Annotated in this window: 21 protein-coding genes; 11 read left to right on the forward strand and 10 right to left on the reverse strand. The window is 38.6% G+C overall.

Annotated features, from left to right (window positions below; all coding sequences use genetic code 11):
- Nucleotides 1-208: 208 nt before the first annotated feature.
- The 7 genes from AWM76_RS05860 (at nt 209) to AWM76_RS10900 (ending at nt 7948) form a co-directional block, all read left to right on the forward strand.
- Entirely contained in the window at nt 209-424 is a 216-nt protein-coding gene (locus tag AWM76_RS05860) for a cation-transporting P-type ATPase (RefSeq protein ID WP_060779358.1), read from the forward strand.
- A 150-nt stretch (nt 425-574) separates the two neighbouring features.
- Nucleotides 575-1894 (forward strand): IS1380 family transposase, encoded by a 1320-nt coding sequence (locus AWM76_RS05865; protein ID WP_003140845.1) that lies wholly within the window; start codon nt 575-577, stop codon nt 1892-1894.
- Between the two features lie 251 nt (nt 1895-2145).
- Nucleotides 2146-4605 (forward strand): cation-translocating P-type ATPase, encoded by a 2460-nt coding sequence (locus AWM76_RS05870; protein ID WP_420869277.1) that lies wholly within the window; start codon nt 2146-2148, stop codon nt 4603-4605.
- A gap of 198 nt (nt 4606-4803) precedes the next feature.
- The gene (locus AWM76_RS05875) at nt 4804-6117 is read left to right on the forward strand and encodes a DUF1576 domain-containing protein (RefSeq protein WP_003142811.1); all 1314 of its coding nucleotides are present in this window, start codon (nt 4804-4806) and stop codon (nt 6115-6117) included.
- Nucleotides 6095-6442 (forward strand): hypothetical protein, encoded by a 348-nt coding sequence (locus tag AWM76_RS05880; protein ID WP_003142809.1) that lies wholly within the window; start codon nt 6095-6097, stop codon nt 6440-6442. The genes AWM76_RS05875 and AWM76_RS05880 overlap by 23 nt, the downstream gene beginning before the upstream one ends.
- A 170-nt stretch (nt 6443-6612) precedes the next feature.
- Complete coding sequence (locus AWM76_RS10895) at nt 6613-7383, forward strand: IS3 family transposase (protein WP_201024706.1); 771 nt, start codon at nt 6613-6615, stop codon at nt 7381-7383.
- 4 nt (nt 7384-7387) lie between these two features.
- Nucleotides 7388-7948, forward strand: a complete 561-nt coding sequence (locus tag AWM76_RS10900) for an IS3 family transposase (RefSeq protein ID WP_218566038.1) — start codon at nt 7388-7390, stop codon at nt 7946-7948.
- A gap of 70 nt (nt 7949-8018) precedes the next feature.
- Here the strand turns inward: AWM76_RS10900 and gorA are convergent, their stop codons facing one another.
- Nucleotides 8019-9371, reverse strand: a complete 1353-nt coding sequence (gene gorA, locus AWM76_RS05890) for a glutathione-disulfide reductase (RefSeq protein WP_003142330.1) — start codon at nt 9369-9371, stop codon at nt 8019-8021.
- On the reverse strand, nt 9350-10057 hold the full coding sequence (locus tag AWM76_RS05895) for a hypothetical protein (protein ID WP_003142331.1): 708 nt from the start codon (nt 10055-10057) through the stop codon (nt 9350-9352). The genes gorA and AWM76_RS05895 overlap by 22 nt, the downstream gene beginning before the upstream one ends.
- Nucleotides 10058-10262: 205 nt before the next feature.
- Between AWM76_RS05895 and AWM76_RS05900 the strand changes: the two genes are divergently transcribed.
- Nucleotides 10263-11474 (forward strand): O-antigen ligase family protein, encoded by a 1212-nt coding sequence (locus tag AWM76_RS05900; protein WP_235585477.1) that lies wholly within the window; start codon nt 10263-10265, stop codon nt 11472-11474.
- 87 nt (nt 11475-11561) lie between these two features.
- Here the strand turns inward: AWM76_RS05900 and AWM76_RS05905 are convergent, their stop codons facing one another.
- The 3 genes from AWM76_RS05905 to AWM76_RS05915 all read right to left on the reverse strand — a co-directional run bounded on the left by AWM76_RS05905 (nt 11562) and on the right by AWM76_RS05915 (nt 16372).
- Nucleotides 11562-12860, reverse strand: a complete 1299-nt coding sequence (locus tag AWM76_RS05905; protein ID WP_003142333.1) for a uracil-xanthine permease family protein — start codon at nt 12858-12860, stop codon at nt 11562-11564.
- Between the two features lie 328 nt (nt 12861-13188).
- Nucleotides 13189-14889: an arginine--tRNA ligase gene (gene argS, locus AWM76_RS05910; protein ID WP_003142334.1), complete on the reverse strand. Its 1701-nt coding sequence runs from the start codon at nt 14887-14889 to the stop codon at nt 13189-13191.
- Nucleotides 14890-15280: 391 nt separating this feature from the next.
- Nucleotides 15281-16372, reverse strand: a complete 1092-nt coding sequence (locus AWM76_RS05915; protein WP_157832730.1) for an iron-containing alcohol dehydrogenase family protein — start codon at nt 16370-16372, stop codon at nt 15281-15283.
- Nucleotides 16373-16571: 199 nt separating this feature from the next.
- Between AWM76_RS05915 and AWM76_RS05920 the strand changes: the two genes are divergently transcribed.
- Together AWM76_RS05920 and AWM76_RS05925 are read left to right on the forward strand one after the other, a co-directional pair.
- Nucleotides 16572-17333 carry a gamma-glutamyl-gamma-aminobutyrate hydrolase family protein gene (locus AWM76_RS05920; protein ID WP_003142339.1) on the forward strand — a complete coding sequence of 254 codons (762 nt, stop codon included), beginning with the start codon at nt 16572-16574 and terminating at the stop codon, nt 17331-17333.
- 94 nt (nt 17334-17427) lie between these two features.
- On the forward strand, nt 17428-18384 hold the full coding sequence (locus AWM76_RS05925) for a MetQ/NlpA family ABC transporter substrate-binding protein (protein ID WP_004262278.1): 957 nt from the start codon (nt 17428-17430) through the stop codon (nt 18382-18384).
- A gap of 326 nt (nt 18385-18710) precedes the next feature.
- Here the strand turns inward: AWM76_RS05925 and AWM76_RS05930 are convergent, their stop codons facing one another.
- Complete coding sequence (locus AWM76_RS05930) at nt 18711-21047, reverse strand: ABC transporter ATP-binding protein/permease (RefSeq protein ID WP_004262282.1); 2337 nt, start codon at nt 21045-21047, stop codon at nt 18711-18713.
- Between the two features lie 161 nt (nt 21048-21208).
- On the opposite strand from AWM76_RS05930, the gene AWM76_RS05935 reads away from it, so the two are divergent.
- Entirely contained in the window at nt 21209-21745 is a 537-nt protein-coding gene (locus AWM76_RS05935) for a TetR/AcrR family transcriptional regulator (protein WP_004262287.1), read from the forward strand.
- An 85-nt stretch (nt 21746-21830) separates the two neighbouring features.
- On the opposite strand, the gene AWM76_RS05940 is transcribed toward AWM76_RS05935, so the two are convergent.
- The 4 genes from AWM76_RS05940 to AWM76_RS05955 form a co-directional block, all read right to left on the reverse strand.
- Nucleotides 21831-22190: a glycine cleavage system H family protein gene (locus AWM76_RS05940; protein ID WP_004262291.1), complete on the reverse strand. Its 360-nt coding sequence runs from the start codon at nt 22188-22190 to the stop codon at nt 21831-21833.
- 28 nt (nt 22191-22218) lie between these two features.
- Nucleotides 22219-23508: an FtsW/RodA/SpoVE family cell cycle protein gene (locus AWM76_RS05945; RefSeq protein ID WP_039935421.1), complete on the reverse strand. Its 1290-nt coding sequence runs from the start codon at nt 23506-23508 to the stop codon at nt 22219-22221.
- Between the two features lie 14 nt (nt 23509-23522).
- On the reverse strand, nt 23523-24503 hold the full coding sequence (locus tag AWM76_RS05950) for a YihY/virulence factor BrkB family protein (protein WP_039935423.1): 981 nt from the start codon (nt 24501-24503) through the stop codon (nt 23523-23525).
- A 171-nt stretch (nt 24504-24674) separates the two neighbouring features.
- Nucleotides 24675-25403 carry a hypothetical protein gene (locus tag AWM76_RS05955; RefSeq protein WP_004262308.1) on the reverse strand — a complete coding sequence of 243 codons (729 nt, stop codon included), beginning with the start codon at nt 25401-25403 and terminating at the stop codon, nt 24675-24677.
- Nucleotides 25404-26063 lie beyond the last annotated feature (660 nt).

The raw sequence follows: 26063 nt of genomic DNA on the forward strand, positions 1-26063 counted from the left end.
AACTTAAACAGTTCCATGAGGGAGTAATCAGCGATTATTGTATCGTGGCGGCGCCAACATATACGGCAGATATCTGCTGGTGCCGTCTTAAAAGATGAGACTTATGGCTACTTCTCTACTTGGAGGAGTAGTCATAGGTCTTTTTTTTGAAAGACAACCTCTGGATCCTGCTTTAGGGATAATAATTTAAAGGATGGAGAGATGATTAATGTCAGAAGAAAAGAACAATCAGTCTTTTTTCACTCAAGATGCTGATCAAGTCTTCACATCATTAAATTCTTCTACTGAAGGTTTATCTGATGCTGAAGCTGCCAGTCGCTTAGAGAAGAACGGACCGAACGAAATTAAAGAAGGTGAACGCAAGTCAACCTTACAAAAGTTCTTGGATCAATTTAAAGATTTAATGATTATTATCTTATCCTGAATAATTCATACTTTGACTTCAAACCGTCTGAAACTGCCTAACGGCAGTCTTCATTTACTTTTTCATTTTCACCTGTTAAGTGATGCAAAAAGAACCCCATTCTGATATGGTAAAGGTGTCGAAACCAACCAAAAGAAAGGAGTTCTTCTCATGACTAGCTTACACAAAAACCAGGTAAAATTCAATTCAAATTTGACTATTTCACATACAGGTGGTCGCTTATCGAGTGATTCGGGTTTGGTCTTAGTTAAAGAGGTGATGAATACCTTCGACTTTTCACACGTAGCTAAACAGTGGCTCCATATTAAAGACAAACGTGTTTACTTCACACATGATAACTTAGCGATATTAGAACAACTCATTATGCAGTTAATTGCTGGGTACTCGGCAGACTCATCAGCTAATCTATTAAGACAGGATCCAGTCTTTCAAGCTGTACTCGGTAAAAAAGAGTTGGCCTCACAATCGTCAATCTCTCGGTTTTTAGATCGTTTCACCGAGGAGAACATGGATCAACTCCAAGCATTAAATCAGTCGCTGATTGATAAAGCGCGTTTGATTCGCAATGACACCGAGTTAATCATTGATGTCGATTCCACACATTCGGATACCTTTGGACGCCAAGAACAAACAGATTATAATGCCCATTATCAAACCTACGGCTATCACCCATTAGTTGCATTTGACGGATTGACCGGAGATTTCCTAAAAGCTGAACTGCGTTCAGGCAATCAGTACACGTCTAAAGGGGTAAAAGCCTTTATCGACCCGCTGTTACACCACTACAAGAGCACGTTACCTCATACCGAGATATTGGTTCGGGGTGACAGCGGCTTCGCCACACCAGAGGTGTATGAATCTTGTGAAGCAACTGAAAGCCAGTACGTTATCCGATTAAAGAGCAATCGGAGGTTAAGTCAGTTAGCTGAACACTCTGTTCTTTATGGGGATAATAAAAAATGGGAAGACCGAGAAATACAGTATTTTTCACTCCCTTATCAAGCACAATCCTGGTCAAAACCCCGTCGCGTTTGTATTCGATCAATCCGTGAAGCAGGAGAGCTTCTTTTTCACCACGCATTCATTGTGACGAATCTATCCGATAATGTCTCGCCTGAAGTCATATTCTCTCTTTACGGCAAGCGTGGAACAATGGAAAATTTCATCAAAGAAGCGAAATCAGGCTTTTATTTTGACAAAACAGATAGTCCGCGTTTCCTGGAAAATCATGTCAGAATGATGATCAGTGTCCTGGCTTACAACCTCGTCAATTTTTTAAAGACCATTGGATTTGAACAAGTCAATCGGGGGATGACGATTCATTCTATACGATTGACATTGCTTAAAGTTGCCGGAAAACTCGTTAAAACAGGTAGACAAGTCTATCTCAAACTGTCGAGTTATCATGTGTATCAAACTGAATTTTATAAGGTTTTTGAACGCCTACGGCGATCTAGGCAATGGATTTAGGCTAGTTATCGTAAAAATTTTTAACCTATTTTTCCAAGGGGTCAGTCTGCCCTTAAATAGACAAATAATTTTTATTACAGCCTTCTTCCGTATATATCCTGTTCGAAAACACATTATTTTGGAAGAATGTATCTGCCTAATTTAAATATAGGCACTTTGTTCAAAAAAATAGCTTAAATTTAGAGCTATGAATTATTCAGGTCTTATTAATCGCTGCAGCACTTTCATTAATTTTAGAAGGTTCTCACGGTTTGGTAGATGCAATTATTATTCTTGCGGTTGTATTAATTAATGCAATCATGGGTGTTGTTCAAGAAAATAAAGCTGAGGATGCTATTGACTCTCTTAAGAAAATGTCTTCACCTAAAGCAAACGTTCGTCGTGATGGCGAAGTTAAAGCAATCGATTCTAAAGAAATCGTTGTTGGTGACATTGTAATTCTTGAAGCTGGTGACGTTGTACCTGCCGACTTACGTCTATTTAAAGCAAGTTCATTACAAATTGAAGAAGCTGCTTTAACTGGTGAATCTGTACCGGTTACTAAAGATACGGCCCCTGTTGAAGGTGACGCTGGTATCGGTGACCGTTTAAATATGGGGTTCTCTTCTACTAACGTAACTTACGGACGTGGTGAAGGTGTTGTAACTGCAACAGCTATGGATACTGAAGTCGGTAACATCGCTGAGATGTTAGAAAACGCTGAAGGTAAAACAACACCATTACAAGAAAATATGAACGGGTTAACTCGTTTCCTAACTTATGCAATTGTTATTATTGCCGTTGTTATTTTCTTCCTAGGTTTATTGCGTGGATTTGACTGGATCACAATGCTATTAACTGCAATCTCAATTGCTGTTGCTGCACTTCCAGAAGGTCTACCTGCTATCTCAACTATTATCCTTGCATTAGGTACTCAAAAGATGGCCGACCGTCGTGCCTTGGTACGTAAGTTACCTGCTGTTGAAACACTTGGGGGTACTGAAGTTATCTGTTCAGATAAAACTGGTACCCTAACTCAAAACAAGATGACTATCGAAAAAGTTTACTACAATGGTGAATTACACGATGCATCTGAAGACATTGACCATAACGAACCTGTTTTCCGAGTTATGAATATGGCCAATGACTCTACAATCGCTAAAGATGGTTCATTAGCTGGTGACCCTACTGAAACTGCAATGATTCAATTCGGTTTCGACAAAGGTTACGATGTACGTGAAACAATCAAAGTTCAACCTCGTGTTGGTGAAGTACCATTCGATTCAGATCGTAAAATGTCTACTACTGTTCACGAAACTTTAGGTGAAGAGCAATCACACGGTAAATACGTTTCAATGACTAAAGGGGCGCCTGATGTTATTATTGAAAAATGTACACACTACGTGAACAACGGCGAAATCTTACCATTGGATGAAGCTGCTCGTAAGGAATTATTAGACGCTAACCACGCTATGGCTATCCAAGCATTACGTGTATTAGGTATGTCTTACCGTTACATTGATGAATTACCTGGTGAATTCAACACAGAAACTTTAGAGCATGATCTAATCTTCGCTGGTATGGTTGGGGAAATTGACCCTGAGCGTCCAGAAGCTAAAGACTCTATCGCTACTGCAAAACAAGCGGGTATCCGTACTGTTATGATCACTGGTGACCACAAAGATACCGCCGCAGCTATCGCAGCTCGTTTAGGTATCATTGAAGAAGGTCAAGAAGAAGCAGTTACAACTGGTGCACACTTAAACGAAATGACTGATGAAGAATTAGCAGCAAATGTTGAACAATACTCAGTCTACGCGCGTGTATCTCCAGAACATAAAGTTCGTATCGTATCTGCTTGGCAATCACACGATAAAGTTGTTGCGATGACTGGTGACGGTGTTAATGACGCGCCTTCTTTGAAACAAGCTGATATCGGTATTGGTATGGGTATCACTGGTACAGAAGTTTCTAAAGGTGCTTCTGACATGGTACTTGCAGATGATAACTTCGCGACAATCATCACTGCAATCGAAGAGGGACGTAAAGTATTCTCAAATATCCAAAAAGCAGTTCAATTCTTACTATCTGCTAACTTGGGTGAGGTTATGACTTTATTCGTTGCAACAATGCTTGGTTGGACAATCTTAGAACCTATTCATATCTTATGGATCAACTTAGTAACTGATACCTTCCCTGCAATTGCTTTAGGTCTTGAAGCAGCGGAATCTGATGTAATGGAACACAAACCTCGTGGACGTTCTGGTAACTTATTATCAAATGGTGTATTACCATCAATTATTTATCAAGGTATCTATGAAGGTGCTGTAACATTATTTGTATTCTGGTACGGTCGTTACCAAATGGGTGTTCCGTTGGAAGATGCAGAAGCTATGGCCTTCTTAACATTAGCATTCATCCAATTGTTCCACGCTTACAACTCTAAGTCAGTATTCAAGTCACTATTCGCTTCAAATCCATTCGACAACAAGTGGTTAAACATCGCAGTATTAGCTTCAACAGTATTGATGTTAATTACTGTATTCGTACCTGGTCTAAACGACGCCTTCGGTACTGTTCACTTGTTAGGTGACCCAATGGCTATGGAAATGTGGACTGTAATTCTATTAGCTGCTGCTTCTGTAGTACTTTACGTAGAAATCGGTAAATTTATTATCCGTGCTACTGGTTGGGATGAAAAATTTGATGCGGGGTCAGAATTAAACAAATAACAATTTTATCTATTTGCTTTTTTAAGCTACAAAGGGCTGTGACACTTCCGTCATAGCCCTTTTACATTGTGTCATATGATCTGTTTTTCCTGAGTTTATCTCATTATATATCTTTGCAATTTTTGCTTGTTTACCTACCAAATTCTTGCTAAGATTGAATAAAAATAAACTATACTATACTATTAAAGGTGGTTTTAGATGCGCAATACAATCAACAATCAACTACAACGATTTTTAGTTCTGTTCTTTGGTAAAACTGAAATAAAACCCTTATTCTTCTATACAGTAGCTAGCATTTTTATATTATTTGGATTAATTATGCAATCACCTAGCACTTTAATATCTGGTTATTGGACAATTCTCTTGTCTCCTAGTAATTTGATTACGGATTATTTTGAAGTTGGTGGAATAGGTGCAACTTTTTTTAACGTAGGAACTTTAACTTTAGCCAATACTTTTTTTATACATCGTAACGCCCCTAAAATTACTGGTCCACTTTTAGCTGCAATATTGACAGTTATGGGCTTTTCCTTCTTCGGGAAAAACTTATATAATTCGATACCATTTCTAATTGGTACCTTTCTTTATAGCAAATATTCGAATACGCCGATTGCAAACCTAGTATTGGGTGCTCTTTTTTCTTCAGCTCTAAGTCCTGTAGTGTCTTTAATCACATTTGGGCAGGGGTTACCCATCTATATAGGTATGCCGGTTGGTATCTTGTCCGGGGTAATGATTGGTTTCGTAATCCACCCAGTCTCATCTAGCTTTATACGATTTCATCAGGGATTTAATCTATATAATACTGGTTTCACTGCTGGTGTTATAGGATTACTGATTGCATCTATAATGCGGGTTTTCGAATTGCCGGTATCTTACGATATTGAACCCCAACAATTATTTAGTCCGCTCGTAACATGGTTTTTTCTCGTTTTTTCACTTGTGTTATTCTTATCGGGTTTTATTTTGAATGATTATTCATTTAAGGGTTATATGAACTTGCGAAAATCTTCCGGACAACTAATCTCAGATATTGTGATTGAATTTGGTACACCCATTACCTTAATGAATATGGGTATTCTAGGTTTAATTGCTATCACATATGTGCATATTGTTGGTGGCCAACTAGAAGGTGCAGTTGTTGGCGGAGTCTTGACTGTAATAGGTTTTGCAGCATTTGGTAAAAACCCATTTAATATCATTCCTATTATAGTGGGTATTTATTTGATGCAAATTGCTATGCATATTGACAACCCTAACACAACAAGTTCACTATTAGCTGCATTATTTGGTACTACCCTAGCACCAATCGCTGGGCATTATGGATGGAAGGCAGGTCTTGTTGCCGGTGCTTTGCATGCAGCAGTTGTGCAAAACACTGGTACTGCCCATGCCGGATTGAACCTATACAATAATGGCTTTTCTGGAGGTTTTGTTGCAGCGTTCCTTGTCCCTATACTTGATGTCATAAAGGAGAGAATTAACAAACATGAGAGAATACGCAAAGGTTAATCGTATTATATCAGAATTTATGAACTTATTTGATCATTATGAAATTAATAAATACCAAATGGAGCTATCCATCGCGACCGATAAGCAATCTACGTCTGTAATTAAATTTGATGGAAAAAAATCTAATCTTCCGCACTCCTTTGTTGATCAACTAAATGAGTTAAATGCTAAGAGACAACCAGAAATTGAATATTATTATGAGGACCTTCTTGGTATCCGTAATGATACTTTTAATACAGAAATTTTAGCTGCAGTTATCGATTATGTTACTTTTGATGTTACAGATACAGGGTTCCAGATTTATATTGAATGTGTATATGACTAGACTGAAAGTGCGCCTATTTTTAAAAATAATAAAATAACGTCTATATGGACTACAATGAATCTCTACCCGAAAACTGAACACTCAAAAAAAGAGTGTTGTAAGTTTTCGGGTTATTTTTATGCAATTTTTCGGTATACTTTATTTGAGTTATACAGAAGGGAGTGGACATTTTGAGTAAAAAGATATATAGCCAAGCTGAGATTCAAGTTTTAAGAAACAATCCTAATGTGAAAAGTGTGACAGAGAAAAGTATTACCTATTCATCAGAATTCAAAATAAAGGCCATTAAACAAAGCAAACAAGGTATGACGTCCACTCAGATATTTGAGCTTGCTGGACTTCCTTCGCATTTAATTGGAGAAGGAAAAGCGAATCAATCACTGTCTCGTTGGAAAAGATTATATAAAGATCACGGAGAAGATGTATTGTTACAAGAGACTCGTGGTTCAAAAAATAATGGTCCCTATGGACCAAGAGAACAATTATCGTTACAAGAGGCACTAGACAAAGCAAATGCCCGTATAGCCTATCTAGAGGGGAATCTTGAACTAGTAAAAAAATTAGAACAGCACGAGAGGAGCGTGAAAATCGACAGAAAAAACGACTTAAATAAACAGGAACGCTTTAAATTAATTAACCAAATTATTCGTGAAAATCAACTTGCTGGAATGGTGAATCATTTATGCGACCTTGCAGGGGTAAGTAGAAGTGGCTATTATTACTGGCTAAATAGTAGCGATAAACGTGCTGAGCGTGAACAAAATGATTGGGAAGATTTCCAATTGTTATATAGAATTTTTCTGGATAAGAAGAAGTGTGGGATTGGTGAAATAAAAATGGCGTTAGAAACTGAATACGATGTAGTAATGAATCATAAAAAAATCAGAAGAATTATGCGTAAGAATAATATCATCAATACGAGCAGCGAAACCATACCGTAAAATGATGAAGGCAACCCAAGAAAATGCTACCAAGAAAAACCTTGTCAATCGTCAGTTTGATCAAGGTATCCCGTACAAAGTATTTCTCACAGATATCACTTATCTTCCTTATGGAAGTGGACAATGGGCCTATCTTTCAGCGGTTAAGGATGGTGCTACCGGCGAGATTGTTGCACATCACTTCTCAACTAGCTTAAAAATGAATTTAGTTTATGAAACGCTAGATAAATTAAATAATGTGATTAAGGATATGCCAGTAATGGAAAGGTATATCCACTCAGATCAAGGGGTTCATTATACCTACCCTATTTTCCAGGAAAAAGTTGAGAATATGGGGCTAATACAGTCTATGTCGAGGCGCGGTAACTGTTGGGACAATGCACCTATGGAATCATTCTTTGGTCATATGAAGGACGTTGTATTATCTGAAAGAACAGAAACACTACAAGATCTTTGGTATGCAGTTGAAGATTATATTGAATTTTACAACAATCGTCGCTATCAGAAAAAATTAAAAAAGATGACCCCGACAGCTTATCGGGATCATCTTTTGTGGGTAGCGTAACTCTCTTTTTTTATTTGTTCAGTTTAACGGTAGGGTTTCACAAGTCCACTATAGACGTTTTTAATTATCTTTAGCGCATCGTTACAAACTCTTCAGCACCTGTTGGATGGATGGCAATTGTTTGGTCGAATTGTTTCTTGGTTAATCCTAAACGAACACCAACCGCAAAACCTTGCATCATTTCTTCTACGGCATAACCAATCCCATGAACACCAACAACCACTTCATCGTCGCCTTGGGTAATCAATTTAAACCGTGCTGGTTGTCGGTTTTCTGAAACTGCTGAATACATTGGCGTGAAGTTTGAAGTATACACTTTCACCTTGTCCGCACCAAATTTTTCTTTAGCTGCCTCTTCTGAATAGCCAATAGATCCGATTGCTGGATGGGTAAAGATGACAGTTGGTACTGTGTCATAGTCTAACAAATACGGGTCAGCACCATTAAAAATGGTATCCGATAAGGTTCTACCCGCCATAATGGCTACCGGTGTTAATTCAACTTTACCAATAACGTCACCAAAGGCATATAAGCCTTCCACATTGGTATTATGGTAGTCATCCACTTTGATGTGGCCTGATTTTGTTAATTCAACATCTGTATTTTCCAAACCGATATTATCTGTGTTTGGTGTACGTCCGATGGCATAAATCACTTTTTCAGCGTCAGCATGTTGGCCATTTTTAAAGTTTACACGAAGTGAACCATCAGCTAATTGTTCAATGGATTCAGGATCGCTTTCAGTCAGCAATTCAATGCCCGTTTTCTTCATTTCATCAACTAAGACTTCGATAATTGCTTGATCGTATCCTCTTAAAGGACGGTCATGTCGAACAGCTTGGCTTGTTTTGACACCTAGGCCATTTAATACGCCCGCAAATTCGGTTGCCACATAACCTGCACCAATGATTAAGACGCTTTCTGGTAAAGTTTCCCATTCAAAGAAGTCGTCAGAAGTATCCACCAAATCGATTCCTGGTAGGTCGATTAAACGCGGACGACCACCTGGCACAATGGCGATATGTGGGGCTATGTATTGGACGCCGTCAACTTCTACAGTATGGTTGTCGATGAACTTGGCTTCACCCGCTAAATAATGGGTGCCACGAGATTTAAATCCTGACGCATAGCCACCGTGGATACGGTCAATATAAGCATCTCTATTGGCTTTTAATACAGGGTAGTCAACTGGACCTTCTTCAGTGAAGTTTAGGCCGTATGCAGAACCGTACTCGTTAATCTGGTCTCTGAGCATCGTGCCATGCCAAGAAATTTTCTTGGGTACACAACCTCTATTTACGCAAGTACCGCCAACGTCTCTTTTCTCAATAATTAACGCTTTAGCCCCATATTCAGCGGCACGGTTTGCTGATGCGATACCGGCACTCCCGCCACCGATACTTATATAATCATATCTTTCCATTCATTCCACTCTTTTCCAAAAATTTGTTTTTTCTTCCGTTCTTCAGCTTCTTTAGCTTGTCGTTTTAAAAAGATTTGTCTCGCTTGATTGGTTTCAATCGCAATATCTTTTGTAAAATCGTCCACTTCATTGGTTATTTCGTCAGTAGACGGCTCTATTGTCGTTGCTTGGATTGGCTCTAAATACACATAGGCATTCGTTTGTTTAGCTGGAATGACCGCATTGTGTTTACCGTGATTGTCGTAAGCTTTAAAATATAAATCATTTTGCTCGTCATAAGCGTATGCATAGGCAATTAGCCAATGGTTTTTATAGGGGGAACCTAAATATTTTAAGGTACCAACGATGACTGGTGCTTGGTATTGGTCAATTAACTTAGGTACTTCAATATCCGGTAACAAGCCTGATTTCGCACGGTAATTTTCGAAATTGAATACCGAATTTAAGCCTGTTTCCACATTCCAATAAAAAGTCCCATTATGTAGGTGGTAGTCGTCGACAACTTTTTTAAAGGCATTAATTAGGTCCTGTTTAGCCATCCAATGGTTGGTGTCCCTAAGCACTGTAAAGTGTGTTAATACCGCAGCACAATAGGTGCCACAGATACCTGGACTACCTTTGTTTATGCAAGACTTGTAAGGTTTAAAGGCCTTTTCATCAAGTCCGGTCCAAATGAGTTTTTCCATATCCGTCCCTCCAATCAATATAACTTATTATATCATTATTCGACCTATCTTTTAATTATAGTGCTTATAGAATAGGAATTCACTCCTTGCCCGCACCACAAATTAAAGGTCTTAAAAATCTGATAATATTGCGACCTATCCGTGTTTTTCCCGTGAATTGTTGCTATAATGATAATTATGATTACATTAGGGAGGTGTACTTTTGGTGAGTAAACCAGAAGCTCAACTAACCTGGCCAGTTCAATCATTACTGATCTCGATATTATTTATCAGTAACCTATTTCCATTTTATATGACCTTAGTCACTTTCGCTGTCATATTTATATTCTTATTCATGTTAGGCCTACTTGGTCCGCGCTACATTAAGCGAGAAGTTGCAACCTCAATATGGATATTTATTGCGTATTCAGCAGTGATTTCATTTATCTTTCAAAACTGGGCAGGATTAGGGATTTCGATTGCCTTTATACCAATCGCCATCTATTTTAACTATTATCAGCAAGTCATTCGACCCTATTACGTTGAAGAATTATTGAACATTGCCTTAATTGGCTCATTTATCATCTTTATATTCGCAACCTTTGAATATTTAAATTGGGTACCAGAATGGGATTACAGTTTCATATCCCCAGAAATTAACCGCATCCACAACGGGCGGGCGGAAGCAACATTTGCCAACCCCAATTACTATGCCATGATGCTAGAATTCTTCTTCTTCATCGGCCTCTACAAAATGATGCGGACGACCAAGTACCGGAAGAAATTCGTTTTCCTATTTATATCCTTATGCAACCTATTCGCGATCACCTATACCGGGACCCGTACCTCACTACTCGTGGTGATTGGGACACTCTTTGTATTCTATTTCGTATTAGGTTATAAAAAAATAGCAGTTGGGACATTTCTAACCGCCACGACTGGCACACTGATCGCCATCAAATTAGGTTTTCTTCCGAGATTTGAGGACTTAGGATTTGCTTTTGAAGACCGGTTTGTCATCTGGGAAATCGGCTTGAAAGGCTTAAGAGACAACTTTTGGTTTGGACAAGGGCCTTTGACTTATCTCAATGTCTGGCAAGACTATGGGGACAAATACACACAACATGCCCATAATATTGTTCTAGACACCCTTCTTTCCTACGGTGTAGTTGGGACAGGTATATTGTTACCTTCGCTGATTTCATTAGGCAAGAAGATTCATCAAATGCGGCAATATCCGATTTTACGACGACGTTTAGCCTTGATTTGTAGTTTCTGCAGTATCGTTATCCTGCACGGCATGTTTGACTTGACCATTTTCTGGTTACAAACAGCCTTCTTATTCTTGTTCGTTGTTCTGTCTATCCATAACATGTACCACGAAGTTGAAACCAACCCAGAATTACAAGGCGAAGATAAAGACTATTCCAGAGACTAATTAACACATTTTCAAAAAAATAAATGCTAAAACGGCGGTTGAGACTAAGCTATCTCAACCGCCGTTTTGCTAACAATTTTTATATAATTATTTAACATCTCTATCTGCATGGAAAGTCACTTCTGCAGGCAAGATTAAGTTTAATACAATACCAACGATGGCTGATAAAGAAGTTCCTGAGAAGGTTAAGTAACCAAGGTCTAAGACAGCGCCACCTAATCCAATAACCAACATTGCTGATGCAATAATTAAGTTACGTACTTGGTTGAAGTCGATTTGCTCTTCAATTATGACTTTCAAACCGTTACTTGCGATAATTCCGTAAAGCAAGATAGACATCCCACCAATTACAGCGTTTGGAATTGTTGAAATCAAGGCAGTAAATTTACCTAGGAAGGCTAAGATAATAGCGATAATAGCGGCGTTTCGGATAACTGATACTGAAGCCACACGCGTTAAACCAATCACCCCAGTGTTTTCACCATATGTCGTATTCGCTGGTCCACCGATGAAGGCTGACACTGCAGTGGCTACCCCGTCACCGATTAAGGTTTTGCTTAGACCTGGATCTTTTAGGAAGTTACGGTCAACAACTTTACCTAATACTGTATGGTCACCAATATGTTCTGAAATAGTTACCAAGACAATAGGTACAATCGCCCATGTTTCAGGACCAAAGTATAAATTATATGATTTAAACACAGATGTCTCAAATGGTAGGTATAAAGCAGGCAACTCAAACCATTGCGCTTCAAAAACTGGGGTAAAATCTACAATCCCAAGTAGGACCGCTACAATATAACCACCAACAATCCCTACTAAGAACGGAATAATTTTGAAAAAGCCTTTCGCTCTTGTTTGAACAAGGGCTGTGATTAGGAATGTCGCAACCGCTACGACGATGTTACGTACATCCCCCTCTGCTACGAAACCTGCATTGGCTACCGCACTTGATGATAAACCTAAACCAATTACCATGATCATAGGTCCAATAACGATTGGCGGTAATAATTTATCAATCCAGTTAGTACCTGCAAAATGAATCGCAATCGCTACAAGAACGTAGACTATACCAGAAATGATGACACCAGTTTGGGCTGCTGAAATATCTCCGCCCATTTGTTGAATTGCAATTTGCATCGCTGTAATATAAGCAAATGATGACCCTAAGTAAACGGGTACTTTCGCTTTAGTTGCAACTTGATAAATTAAAGTCCCAATCCCACTCGCAAAAAGAGCAACAGATACAGGCATCCCTAAAAGAATAGGCACCAATACTGTTGCTCCAAACATTGCAAATACATGTTGAAAACTCAATAATAAACCTTTCGCGAACGACGGTTTTCCCTCTACATCTAATAAAAGTGGTTTCGCTTTAATTGCCATAACTCACATCTCCCTCAAATTTGTTTTACCTTATTTTTCTTCAAAAAAATAAGGTCATTCGCAAATTGACCTAAGAACACAATTGACATTATGTGGTCACACCTCGGGTTCCGCCCTCAATGCTTCACAGGATTTTATGCTTTCATTATTATAAGGGTTTGACATTTAAAGTCAAGACACTTGTAAAGATTTTTTAAAGATGGATGAGCATTTTTAGGAAAATATGCATTAAAAATCGATGAAAAAGGAGAAAGGCAGTGACTACCTTTCTTCTTTGAAAACATATTTTGTTTTAAATCGGTTTTAACAACCTGTCGCCCAAAAAAAATTACATTTGGCTTGGTGCTTGTACGCCAAGGATAGCTAAACCAGATTCTAACACTTGTGTTAAGGCATACACTAATGCTAAACGAGATTGTAATTGATCATCTTCAGTTAGGATACGTGTATGTGCATAGTATTTGTTGAATTGCTGAGATAAGGCTAATAAGTATTTAGCCACAACAGATGGTTCGTATTTTTCATATGCACTAGCTACGATATCTGGGTATCGGTTCAATTCTTTCAATACTTGGAAAGCTTCATCGCTATCTAGGTTGAAGTTTGTCATTTCGCTGATCTTAGCCGGCTCAAAGTTTCCTTTGCGCAAGATTGAGTGAGCACGAGCATTGGCATATTGTACATATGGGCCAGTCTCCCCTTCAAATTGTACAACTTCTTCTAAGTTGAAATCGAAGCTATTTAAGCGGTCATTTTTCAAGTCATGGAAAATAACAGCACCAACACCAACTTGGTGGGCAACTTCTTCTTTATTTTCTAAGTCAGGGTTTTTCTCGTTAATTTGTTTGAAGGCCAAGTCAATGGCATCGTTTAATACGTCTTCTAACAATACAACATTCCCTTTACGAGTAGATAACTTCTTACCATCTTGAGTAATTAAACCAAATGGAATGTGGTTAATGTCTGCAGCCCAGTCATAACCCATTAACTCTAATACAGCTTTTAATTGCTTGAAGTGGTTACTTTGTTCGTTACCTACCACATAAAGTGATTGGTCGAAGTTATAAGTATTTTTACGGTATATAGCTGTTGCTAAATCACGTGTGATATATAAAGTCGCTCCATCAGATTTTTTAATTAAAGCTGGGTTTAAGTTATAAGCCTCTAAATCAACGATTGTTGCACCGCGGTCCACTTTTAATAAGCCTTTGTCATCTAATTCGTCGATAACAGCTGGCATTTTATCTGAGTAGAATGCTTCCCCGTTGTAAGAATCAAATTCAATGCCAAGGATATCATAGATGCGTTGGAATTCTTTTAATGATTCGTCTTTAAACCATTTCCATAATGCATAAGCTTCTGGATCGCCGTCTTCTAATTTTTTAAACCATAGACGTCCTTCGTCTTCAAGACTTTCATCATTTTCTGCTTCTTCATGGAATTGTACATAGTATTTCAACAATTCTTGAATTGGGTTTTCACGAACAGCTTCTTCAGAACCCCATTTTTTGTAACCAACAATCAACTTACCGAATTGTGTCCCCCAGTCACCCAAGTGATTGATACGTACTGGATTGAACCCAACTTTTGTTGTGATGTTGGCAATGGCATTCCCGATAACAGTTGAACGTAAGTGTCCCATTGACATTGGTTTCGCAATGTTTGGACTAGACATATCGATGGTGATATTTTCACCGTGTCCAATGGCTAATTCACCAAAGTGGTTACCTGCTTCATAAATCTCAGTTAGGATCGCTTGTGTCACCAATGTTTGATTTAAGAAGAAGTTAATGTATGGGCCAACTGCTTCAACACGGTCTACAATTTCTCCCTCAATTTGTGGTGCAATTTCCTGTGCAATGGCTTGAGGCGCTTTGCGCAATTCCTTAGCAAAAATAAAACATGGGAAGGCGATATCCCCGTGTCCTTCATGTTTTGGTACTTCTAATAGATTTTGAATTTGTTCCAAAGTCAATTCAGTTTCAATGCTCGATTTAATGACTTGGGCAACTTGATTTTTTAAGTCCATTAAGTGTTCTCCTCTCGAAAAATAAGACAAATCATCAACTTAGTCAGATGCCAACTTGCCTCTTATTTTGATTTATATATTGAAGGCCGATTCATGAATTTATACATCCCTTGCTAGTTTACTTGTTTAATTTAAACCACCAAGCAAACACATTAAATTCCTATTGGTAAGAACCGGGCACTTTGTAAAAAAACTGTTTTACAATTAGTCAATTATATCACTTTTCCCCCAAATATAAAAGGCTCTACACGCATAAAGCTTCTTCGTCGCTATCATTCTATCATGTTTAATGGACCCACAGCAAAAGTTATTTTGATAGCCTTCCCCGACTGAAAAAATCCCAAAAAAAGGACTGCAGCATTTCGCCACAGCCCGCACGCGATGATATAAATCATAATGCATCAAATGAATGGTTTAATTTTTCAACTTTTCGAATAGCTTCTTCAACCATTTGACGGTTAATTTCAAATGGAGATGTTTGAATATGGTCTAAGGTAAATGCCTTATCTAATACTGTTTTTAAATCTTCGTCACTTTCAATTTCTAAGGCTTTCAATGATGTTGGTAATCCCACTGAAATCATGAAGTCACGAATTTCTTTTAATTCGTCATATTTTTTAGCCAACTGTAGGACAATTAATACTCCGTAAGAAACGATTTCACCGTGCAAGTGTCTTTCTCCTTGAGGTAAGACAGTTACGCCGTAGTAGAATGAGTGGGCAAAGTGACCGTTATAATCGTGATCTACTAATACTGACGTATACGAAGTCGTCCCAAGAATCTCAAATAGAATATTGTCGATAGCAGGTGATTCTTGGTGGGCTTTGGCAGCTTCAAGTGCCGCTAAGCCATTTTTCAAGACACGTTGGTTAGCACCCTGGACAATATGAACACCAATGGTATTATTGTAGGCTAATTCTCGTCCTTCAGCTGAAAAAGATACTTCCATTTCTTTGGAAATTGCGTCACCGATCCCGGCCCAAATGTATTGCTCAGGTGCTTCAGCAATAATAGTTGAGTCGGAAAATGAATGGACGGCTGGTGCATGTAACCGGTATGAACCCGCTGATTCATGGTCGTCATTGTATAAGACGCAAACGGCTGAAGTTGGCGCACAGTTTGAGGCAATTGTTGGGAAAGTGAACACTGGTTTTTCAAGTTTAGCTGAAACTGTTTTACCAGTATCAATGGCACGCCCGCCACCGACCGCAAAAATCATATCTGCTGCTTGAACTTGGTTTAAAGCTGCGAGGTGGTCGATGTTTGAATAAGAAGCTTCGCCCCCATACCATTCAATAGCGGTAATGGTTAACCCAGCTGCTTGAATCGCTGGTTTCAATCTTGGTAAAGCCTTTTCTAAAGCAGTTTGTCCACCTATGATGGCAACTTTCTCTCCTGCAAAACCTGCGTATTTTTTAATATCGTCATAGGCATCCGGCCCGATCGTAAAACTTGGTAAATTCACTGATATACTGATATCCATTTCCTTCTTCCTTAAATTCATTGCAATTAATATACCATTCAATATTGCAATATTCGAAGAATCGAGCTCCTTTTCGGGGTATCGGTTAGCTATCAATTGTTATCCTTATTTGCTATCATCTTGAAAAAGTAGTCTAAGTTGACCCTACCCCAGTGTTTGTTGGTATAATAGATTGGAAATCAAAGTTTGGAGTGACAGTATGAATAATAAAGTATCCACATATAAACGCATTATAGGCGTTACTGGGAACCACAATGCACTTGATCATGATTGGGATGAATTTATGCGTGATTATAGTCCGCATGGTTATAGTAAATCATTAACTATGGCTGGCCATATGCCAATTATTATCCCATTACAAGAAGACTTAGCTTTGGCAGAACAATATGTTGCTAATCTGGATGGCTTAGTTTTTACTGGTGGTCAAGACGTTTCCCCGCTATTATATGGTCGTGAACCTTCCCCTAGGTTGCAAAGTGTCTATCCCCCACGAGATCGTTGGGAACGGGCGCTATTTGAAGCTGCCACCAAAAAGAATATCCCGATATTAGCTATTTGCCGCGGTTTCCAGTTAATTAACATTTTGTTGAATGGTACCGTCTATCAAGACTTGAGCGAATACCCCATCGGTCAAGCAAATGCTGTTCAACACATTCAGAATTGGAGTCGCATGCACTTCCCACACCACTCAATCAAATTGGAAAAAGGGTCTATCATCAGCAACCTGTTTGATAATCCAAAAACACTGCTGATCAATACCTATCACCACCAAGTGATTGAAGACCTATCACCCCTACTTAAGGCAACAGCCTGGGCCAATGATGGGGTCATTGAATCCTATGAAGTGGACAAGTCCAAATCAACCTATAATATTTTAGGGGTACAGTGGCATCCGGAAATGATGACAGATAACCTTGAAGACAATATGCTACCAATATTTGAATGGTTCCACAATTTCTAATAAAATTAAACGCTTTCTTTTTCTAGTAAGTTCGTTTAGAATGTAATAGATTTATATTCAAACTATAACAGAAATCAGGAGGCGTTTTTTCTTTATGAAGTTTAGAAAATTATTGTGGTTGTTTATCCTACCTTTCCTTGTAGCCTGTGGTGTAACAGCTGGCTCTGGGGAAGCTAGTGAAAGTAGTACAGCAAGCGACAAGACAACAAGCTCAAGTGAAACTAATGATATAGAAAGTGCTAGTGACGAAGTGGTCAACTTAAAAGTCGGTGTAGTGTCCGCCATCGCGGAAGACATTTGGCAAAATGTTGCTGACCGTTTAGAAGAAAACGAAACGAATATTAACCTTGAAGTCGTTCTTTTCAATGATTTCGCCACTGCCAATACAGCCTTAGTTGAAGGCGATATTGATTTAAATAATTTCCAATATATCCCCTTCATGTATACCTTTAACCAAGAACAAACGCAAGGCCAGGAAATTCGTCCTATTGCCTTTACCTTAGTTTCTCGTTTAGGCCTATTTTCTAGTGATGATGCCATTGATTCGCTTGAAGATATTCCAGACAATGCAGCATTAGGGATGAATGATGATGCTGTTAGCATCGGTTATATCATGAATTTCTTAGATGCTAATGGCGTAATCACCTTAGCTGACGACGCGAGCACTATCCCTACCGAAGATGAAATTGTAGAGAATCCAAAAAATATTCAATTCAACTATATGCCAGCTGCCCAGCTACCACGTGCTTTACCTGATTTAGACTTGGCTGTGTCTGCTGTGGCTTACTTTGTAGACGCTGGTATGACCGTTGATGACGCCATCATTTTAGAAGATCCAGAACAAACACCGCCAGAATACTTCCTATCGATTGCAGTGAGAGAAGATGAGCTAGACGATCCTAACTTACAAACCATTGTTGATACTTATATGACGCCGGAAACCGATGAATACGCGGCTTCTATTAACCCAATCTACACCCCAGTTTGGCAACTTGGTATCGACGCTAATCAAATCTATGAAGACTATGCTGCTGAACTAGAAAATCAATAAAAGAAGTAAATGAATATAACAGCAAGATAAGCTGCAAAAAAAGAACTGCCTGCTCTCTCTAATTCAGAGAAAGCGGCAGTTCTTTTTTTATAAATGACTTTTGTTAATTGTTCGCTTTATTTTTACGGAAATATTTTTCTAATTCTGTCACCAATAAGACAATAATACCTGCACCAATGGCAATCAACCAACCTACCTAAGAATAAACCACCTAAATTTGACGGGTTTTGCGTCCCTACTTTAGGTGGTTCTTGTGATGTATTTATTTTTTTGTAAGATAGTAACCGTAGTTTAGCTAACAATTACTTAAGTTTAAGCAAACAGCATTAATCAGCGCGCAAGGCTTCAGCGGCGTCTTTCTTCGCTGCCATCCGTGCTGGAATATGACCACCAATAACTGTTAAAACAGTTGAAATGATCAATAATACAACTGCATGTACTGGGTCTAAAATGGCTACATTTTTAAGGTCTGTTAAGGATTCAATCAGTATATTGATTGGGAATGTCAATAAGTAAGCAGTTCCAACACCAATTAAGCCAGAAAGCACACCTAGGATTAAAGTCTCAGAGTCAAATACACGGGTAATGTCTTTTTTTCGAGCACCTAAGGCTTTAAGAACACCGATTTCTTTAGTACGTTCAAGAACTGATGTATAGGTGATAATCCCAATCATAATCATTGAAGTCACTAACGAGATACCGGCAAAGGCAACTAGCACGTAAGTTGTTGCGTCCATAATACCGCCAGTTAATTCAGTCATGGTACCCGCTAAATCTGTATAAAGGATCTTCTCATCTTCAGATTTGCCTTCGTTGTATGCATCTAAATAAGCAAGAACGTTATCTTTCGTTTCAAAGTTTTTAGGGTAAATCATGATAGATGACGGGATTGCGTTAGCGCCAAGTGCAGTTAAGACTTGTTCTTTACCAGCTTCATCTAAACTTTCGCCTGTAAGAACTGAACTGTCGCTATCATTTTGTGCTTGAACGATAGCTGAATTTTGATTATTTTCAATCACTGTTTCAGTCAAAGCGTTTGAATAGTTGATCCCTTCAGTTAAGATCGCCATAGTGGCATCTTCTTTTGGCCGGATAACAGCTGATACGCGTAATGTCTGATTGTTCTCGTTATCGTAAACAGCATTTAAATCTTGGTTTGGCATGTATAGACCAGTTGGTAATTCTTGATAGTAAGCGTCATTTGAAGCGACCACTACTTGGATACCGACGATGTCTTCAAAGGTAATTTCGTCGCCATTTTCATAGTCGAATCCTAGATTATTCAAGGCATTTAAGTTGACCTTGTTGTATTCGTCAACTACTAGAACAATATCCGTTTCTTCAGATGGTAATTCTCCTGCAAGCACGTCGTAGTTTTCCGTTAAAAAGGCATTCTCATCGCCAGAAGTAGCCTCTGGGAAGGTAGAAGCCCCTATACCTGATGATGTCGCATAGAAACTTTGGATGTCACCGGTAGCTGAATCTTGAGCGTAATTAGAAAAGGCAACTTGCTCAACTTCCCCATCTACATCGCGTAAAAGGTTCAACTGGGCAGAATAAGTATAGTTTAAAGCCTCAGTCAAGGCTGGGTCGATGTCTTTCACGTACTCAACTAAATCAGTGGTAATGTCATTCTCATGTTGACGAGCTGAAGCTGGGTCTTCGTTGGCAATTACGGTATTGCCATCTGGGTATTCCGTTTCTTCTTCAGTTGATAGTGTGAAATTAGAGGCATCTTGTGCCACTTGTGATATGGTTACCGGGAATTGAGCACTTGTTTCCGCCTGGGTTGAATCAATCTGCTTTTGGAAACCGTTTGATAGAGATAGGACAACCGCAATTGAAATAATCCCAATACTTGAAGCGAAGGATGTGATAAAGGTCCGCCCTTTTTTGGTCATGATATTTTTAAAGGAAAGGTTTAAAGCGGTTAGGTAAGACATACCCGTACGGCGCATATCTAAAATTGCATCCGCGTTCTCATTATCGTAAGGATTTGAGTCATTTAGTACTTCCCCATCTTTAAAATTAATGATACGGTTGGCGTATTGGTGAGCTAATTCCCCATCATGCGTAACCATGATCACCAATTTTTCAGTCGCTAATTCCTGGATCAAGCCCATAATTTGTTGACCAGTTTCAGAATCCAAAGCACCTGTTGGCTCGTCACATAATAATACATCCGGATCATTGGCTAAAGCACGCGCAATCGCCACACGTTGCATTTGTCCACCAGATAATTGGTTGGGTTGCTTGTGCATATGGTCCTCTAAGCCCACACGAATCAAAGCGTTTTTCGCTTTTTCCCGTTTCTCTTCTTTCGCCACACCAGATAAAGTCATCCCTAATTCAACGTTAGATAAGACATCTAAATGGCTGATAATATTATATGACTGGAAAACAAACCCGATTGAATTATTCCGGTAAGCGTCCCAATCGATGTCTTTAAAGTTTTTAGTTGACTGGCCGTTGATCACCATATCACCAGAGTCATACTGGTCTAAACCACCAATCATATTTAAAAGTGTTGTTTTCCCTGAACCTGAAGGCCCTAAGATGGCAACGAATTCTTGTTTTCTAAAAGCTAACGATACATCATTTAAAGCATGTGTTACCGTATCGCCCACTTCATACGTTTTCTTGAGGTTTTTTAATTCAAGCATTTACATAAGACTCCTTTTATTTTTACTGCTTTCATAGCTTATAGTATATTCATTCTCATGGCTAGCACAAAATAGGACAAAGTGTCTTATTTGGTAAAAGAATGATAAAATTGCATGAGTATAAGTATATTTTACCCTAAAAATTGGCAAAGGACGAATAAATGACTATAAGCAATAAATCATTACAAACACGCGAAAACATCAAATCATCCCTTCTAAAATTAATGGAAGCCCAACCCTTCACCAGCATCACTATTCAAGATATCGTCAAAGAGGCTGATCTAAACCGGTCGTCTTTCTACCGTTATTTTGATGATAAATACGCCGTGGTTGAAGAAATCGAAAATGAAATTATCGATAATTTAAAAAACGAGGCTATTGGTCAAGTTGAAGAGTTGTTCGCTCAAACAAGTAAATACGAGGTGCTTTTTTATATTCTGAACAAATTTTCCAAAGATACTACCCGATCAAGCATCCTTTTAGGCGAAAATGGCGACCCCTCCTTCGTCCATAAAATGACCAAGTCTGTTAAAGTAAATTTCCCAACCGATGTGAGACAAATGGAAATTCCTAGTAAATATGATGAATTAGCCAATGATTTGAAGGCCTCTGCCGTCATCAATTTCTTGGCTAAATTTGAAGCGTACAATAAGAAATATACCATCGAAGAAATTGCCTACTTCTTTTCATTGATCTAGCAATTTAGCAGCTATTGTATAATAAAAAAAATGGACCTTTTAAAGCCGCATGTTTGGCTAAGAGGTCCAGTTCTTTTTTGTTTATTTAGTTTTCAATCGGTTGATCTTCAGATAAGAATTCCGACCACTTGATTGCGTGATTGCTTTTTGTGACAACCAACCATTTAAGGCTTTCGTCATCTTCATTCAGCAATTCAGGTTGGTCCGTTAATGATTCATTTTTCGAAACAATATCTGCTGAGATTGGTGCTAGCATGTCTGTGACAGCTTTAGACCCTTCAACTGAGAAAAATGGCTCACCCGCAACTAACTCACGATCATTGAAGAAGGCGAAGTAAGAAACCTCACCAACTGCATCTGAACCGTAAGAAGAAAGGCCGATACGAACTGTGCCGTCAGCTTGCTCTTCAAGGTACAAGCCCTCTTTACTATAAACTTTATGCATGCAATTCACCTCTAAAATTATTCAAAAATTAGGTTAGTTTATCAATCAAATTTTGTGGGATTAAACGGTTGACCCAGCGAATGGCTTTCACAACCGGATTCTTGCTTAAGTGCTCATCATCCAAGCCCTCATTGTATTTGATTGACAATATTAAACCAATACTTAGCATACTCGTGAGTAAGGCAGTACCACCCGCCGAAATTAGCGGTAATGGAATACCTGTCAGCGGTAAAAGCCCGATAGACATCCCAATATTTTCGACGATATGGAAGGTGAACATCATGACTACCCCTGAAACCATTGACGCATAGAAGGCGTCGTGGGCTCTAAAGGCCACTGAAATCATTTGGAATATTAAGATGAAGTATAATAAGACGACAAAACTTGACCCTAGGAAACCAAAGTTTTCACCGATAGTAGAGAAAATCATATCCGACTCTCGAACTGGGACGTGAACTTGGAATTGACCAAGCCCTTTTCCAAGAAGGCCTCCCGAACCTATTGCCTTCAAACTTTGCGCTAACTGGTAAGATTCATTGGCCGAATTACCGAATGGATTTAACCATGAATCGATACGGGCAAATTGGTAGTCTTGGAAGCCTAATGCATATAGTAAATCCCGTTGATAGACTACCAAGATAATCAATATTAAGGCGATAACTGCAAATGATAGGAATGCAGGTAAAATAATATACCAGGTGATTCCTGACACGAATATGACACCGATAAACATCATTAAGAATACCAAGGTTGTCCCCAAGTCATTCTGTGCAATGATTAAAGCAACCGGTGGGATAGTCCATAAAGTAATTTTTAATAAGAATCGCGCATCAAATTTAACTCGTTCCATCATGACCATGTCTTCAATACCAAGACGACGGCCTTCATCATTGTAGCCTTGAACTAAATAAGCCATCATGATGATATAAGCAACCTTCATTAACTCTGAAGGTTGAAGAGATAACGGTCCAATGGTAATCCATGAATGCGCCCCATTGGTCACGGCTAATTCACGGTCATAGAAAATCAATACTAATACGAGTAAAACTAGCCCGAACCCGTAAGCTACCGGTGCAAAGTGATACAAGGTTTTCCGGTCAAGCTGCATCACTATAGCTGCTGCTACAGCCCCAACCGCAAACCAAGCTATTTGCATAATGGTTTGGGAATAGGACCCTGAATCATATTGTAAATATGTCGTTGAAAAAATAGTCACGATACTCACCAAAGCTAACAACGTGACGCATATGACGATAGTGATATCGACTCTACTCGTTGGTTTCTTCTTTAATCGCCGATTTGACGAACGTTTTTCCAAAATAATGCGCCCCTTTAATCTCTATTTCCTTGTGGTCGTGCAGGATTATTCGAAATAACGATATCTCCTGGTTGACGCTTTAATGTACCTATTGCGATTGTCTTTTTATCCATAAAAGGGAAACCCGCAGAGGTTGTTGTATGGTAGTTTGGACTTGAATCGATAAATTCTTCCACATTGTTTAAACGGTAGATAATATGGTTAATCATGGCACCTACAATTAACACGATTGATGTTAACCAAAGGTAGATCATTAATACAATGAATACCCCGATAGTCCCGTTTGAAACTGATGAACCACCAAAATTATTCACATAGAATGAAAATCCACTCGACAGAACAGCTGAAAGCAGTGTCGCTACAACCGCTCCTGGTACCGCGAACTTAAGCGGATACTTGTGATGTGGAATAAATTGGTAAATAAAAGTAAATACCAGAATCAAAACAAGCAATAGAATTGGCCATTTTACACTGGTAAAAATATCAAACAATTGCATTGGCACGTCTATGAATTGGTTTACTGCTTCTAAAAGTGTTTGTCCAAATACGAACAGGACACTTAATGCCACAGCAAATATAACTAAAACGAAGGCAATGGCGAAGGAGAATAAGCGCGAAATAATAAAATTCGGTTTATCTGTAATGCCATAGGTCCTGTTTAAAATATTTTGTACGGTTCCAAAAGCCGTAGATCCAGACCATAGAATCAATATGAAGGAAACAGAAAGCGCACCAGTTGTATCTGATGATAGGTAAGACTCCAATGTAGGCACAATTATAGGCTCCACTTGGTCAGGTAATAACGTTTCAAGTAATCCAACAACTGAATCTGGATCAAATGGTAACATCGGTATAATGTTGGCAATCATCATCAATAGCGGGAACAGAGATAGTAGAAAGTAATAGGACATTTCTGCAGCACTACCAGCAATATTTGCCTGATTAACCGAGGCTAAGGTCATTGGAATAATTCGATCTTTCAATTTTTCTTTCACTCTTGCCACCTCAATTCTTTACTCTTAATACTACTTAATTTAGGGCTATTTAACAAGTTTTCTTCCTGATTTAAAGCAAATAAAAACTGGTGGTTGAAATCGAATGCTATATACCCTTAGCACCAATTAAAAATCACCAGCCTTAAATTTATTTGTATGCACTAAGCGATTCTATTGTCCCGTATTTTGCCAAGTACCACTCACAACATCCATCACCATCAAAGTGCCTGAATAAGCATCATAACGGTAAGTTGCAATCAGGTTTGTATGTCCTTGTCCATCAGGAGATTGACGATAAACATCTACTTGTGCTAAATCTTCATTCACCAATGTTGGTAAGAAGAAATATTCGTCAGATTGGTATGCACCTTGCGAATCAGCAGAAATTAAAGGCGCTGCTTCAGCCAACAAGTCACGCGCACGTGTATTGTCGAAAGAGCCTTGGTTACCTTCTGCTTGACTAGAACTTGCATAAGTCCCTTGATCTTCCACTTCGCTAGATGGTACTACTTCTGAGGATGGTGCAGTTTTTTCAGGTTCTGCTGCAATGATAGAAGATTCAATCTCATCAGTTGTCATGGCTTGTGCAGTTGCAGCTTCACTCGCTACCGATGAATCCGCCACAACTTCTTCCGATGTTTGTGTTGTTTCATCAATTGACGCTCCAGTATCGTCGCTTGAAGATTCTGAATCAGCATCAGCAGATGCTTCACTTGAAGAAGAGCTGTCAGCTTCTACAACATTTAAAGAAGCACTCTCAGACGATGTTGAAGAAGAAGCACTTTCTTCACTTGATGACGTTTCATCTGAATACATACCCAAAGCAGAATCAACATTGTCACAAGCCGCCAAAGATAAAGCTAATAAAGAAATACCTAATAATGAATATACTTTTTTCATGGTCCTACCTCCCGTTTATCTTATAACTATTTTATCATAACAAATCAAATTGCAAGCCTTAAATGTCGTATCTTTACAAAAGGTTAACTATTTCATGAATACAAGATTACACTCTAGTAAAATTTGCCTGCCTCTACAATTTCATTATAACAAACCACCCTGCATAACCATATTGATGTGACAAGGAAAATGAACAAAACAATACAATCTGTAAGAAATGCACGTTGATTCGAATCAATTCCTTACAAATTATTCTATTTTTGAATTTAAATATGGGATTCATCTCTGAATATTGTAAGATCATTTAGAGAGAATATATTTTCATGTTTTATTTTCTAATAAAAAAGATTGTTTCTAATTAGGCAAGTCTACAATTTTTTATAAAATACAGTGCATCGAATCATACACCACTCTTTACTTGTCTTTTTCTTTGTATAGGCTGTGGGAATGATATCCGCTTTTTGTAAGGTGTGCGCTTCTGTACTTTTATTTCTTAAACATCACATAAGTAGTCATACCCACGAGGGTCACGAATCAAAAAAAGATTATCGCTTTAATTAGCTATCAAATTTTTTATCAATTCCATTCGACAGAAATTATTCTTCGGTCTAATCTAGAGGCAGAACGCTTGTTAGAAGAATGAACTTTAATTGAATGAAT

The organism is Aerococcus viridans, assembly GCF_001543285.1.
In the GTDB taxonomy this organism is placed as follows: Bacteria; Bacillota; Bacilli; order Lactobacillales; family Aerococcaceae; genus Aerococcus; species Aerococcus viridans.

What these genes read in the sequence shown, in the direction of transcription:
- AWM76_RS05905 (WP_003142333.1), bottom strand. Translation starts at nt 12,860, where the DNA reads ATGGCAATTAAAGCGAAACCACTTTTATTAGATGTAGAGGGAAAACCG.
- argS (WP_003142334.1), bottom strand. Translation starts at nt 14,889, where the DNA reads ATGGACTTAAAAAATCAAGTTGCCCAAGTCATTAAATCGAGCATTGAA.
- AWM76_RS05865 (WP_003140845.1), top strand. Translation starts at nt 575, where the DNA reads ATGACTAGCTTACACAAAAACCAGGTAAAATTCAATTCAAATTTGACT.
- AWM76_RS05880 (WP_003142809.1), top strand. Translation starts at nt 6,095, where the DNA reads ATGAGAGAATACGCAAAGGTTAATCGTATTATATCAGAATTTATGAAC.
- AWM76_RS05875 (WP_003142811.1), top strand. Translation starts at nt 4,804, where the DNA reads ATGCGCAATACAATCAACAATCAACTACAACGATTTTTAGTTCTGTTC.
- AWM76_RS05860 (WP_060779358.1), top strand. Translation starts at nt 209, where the DNA reads ATGTCAGAAGAAAAGAACAATCAGTCTTTTTTCACTCAAGATGCTGAT.
- AWM76_RS05920 (WP_003142339.1), top strand. Translation starts at nt 16,572, where the DNA reads ATGAATAATAAAGTATCCACATATAAACGCATTATAGGCGTTACTGGG.
- AWM76_RS05940 (WP_004262291.1), bottom strand. Translation starts at nt 22,190, where the DNA reads ATGCATAAAGTTTATAGTAAAGAGGGCTTGTACCTTGAAGAGCAAGCT.
- AWM76_RS05930 (WP_004262282.1), bottom strand. Translation starts at nt 21,047, where the DNA reads ATGCTTGAATTAAAAAACCTCAAGAAAACGTATGAAGTGGGCGATACG.
- AWM76_RS05915 (WP_157832730.1), bottom strand. Translation starts at nt 16,372, where the DNA reads ATGGATATCAGTATATCAGTGAATTTACCAAGTTTTACGATCGGGCCG.
- AWM76_RS10900 (WP_218566038.1), top strand. Translation starts at nt 7,388, where the DNA reads ATGAAGGCAACCCAAGAAAATGCTACCAAGAAAAACCTTGTCAATCGT.
- AWM76_RS05895 (WP_003142331.1), bottom strand. Translation starts at nt 10,057, where the DNA reads ATGGAAAAACTCATTTGGACCGGACTTGATGAAAAGGCCTTTAAACCT.
- AWM76_RS05925 (WP_004262278.1), top strand. Translation starts at nt 17,428, where the DNA reads ATGAAGTTTAGAAAATTATTGTGGTTGTTTATCCTACCTTTCCTTGTA.
- AWM76_RS05955 (WP_004262308.1), bottom strand. Translation starts at nt 25,403, where the DNA reads ATGAAAAAAGTATATTCATTATTAGGTATTTCTTTATTAGCTTTATCT.
- AWM76_RS05935 (WP_004262287.1), top strand. Translation starts at nt 21,209, where the DNA reads ATGACTATAAGCAATAAATCATTACAAACACGCGAAAACATCAAATCA.
- gorA (WP_003142330.1), bottom strand. Translation starts at nt 9,371, where the DNA reads ATGGAAAGATATGATTATATAAGTATCGGTGGCGGGAGTGCCGGTATC.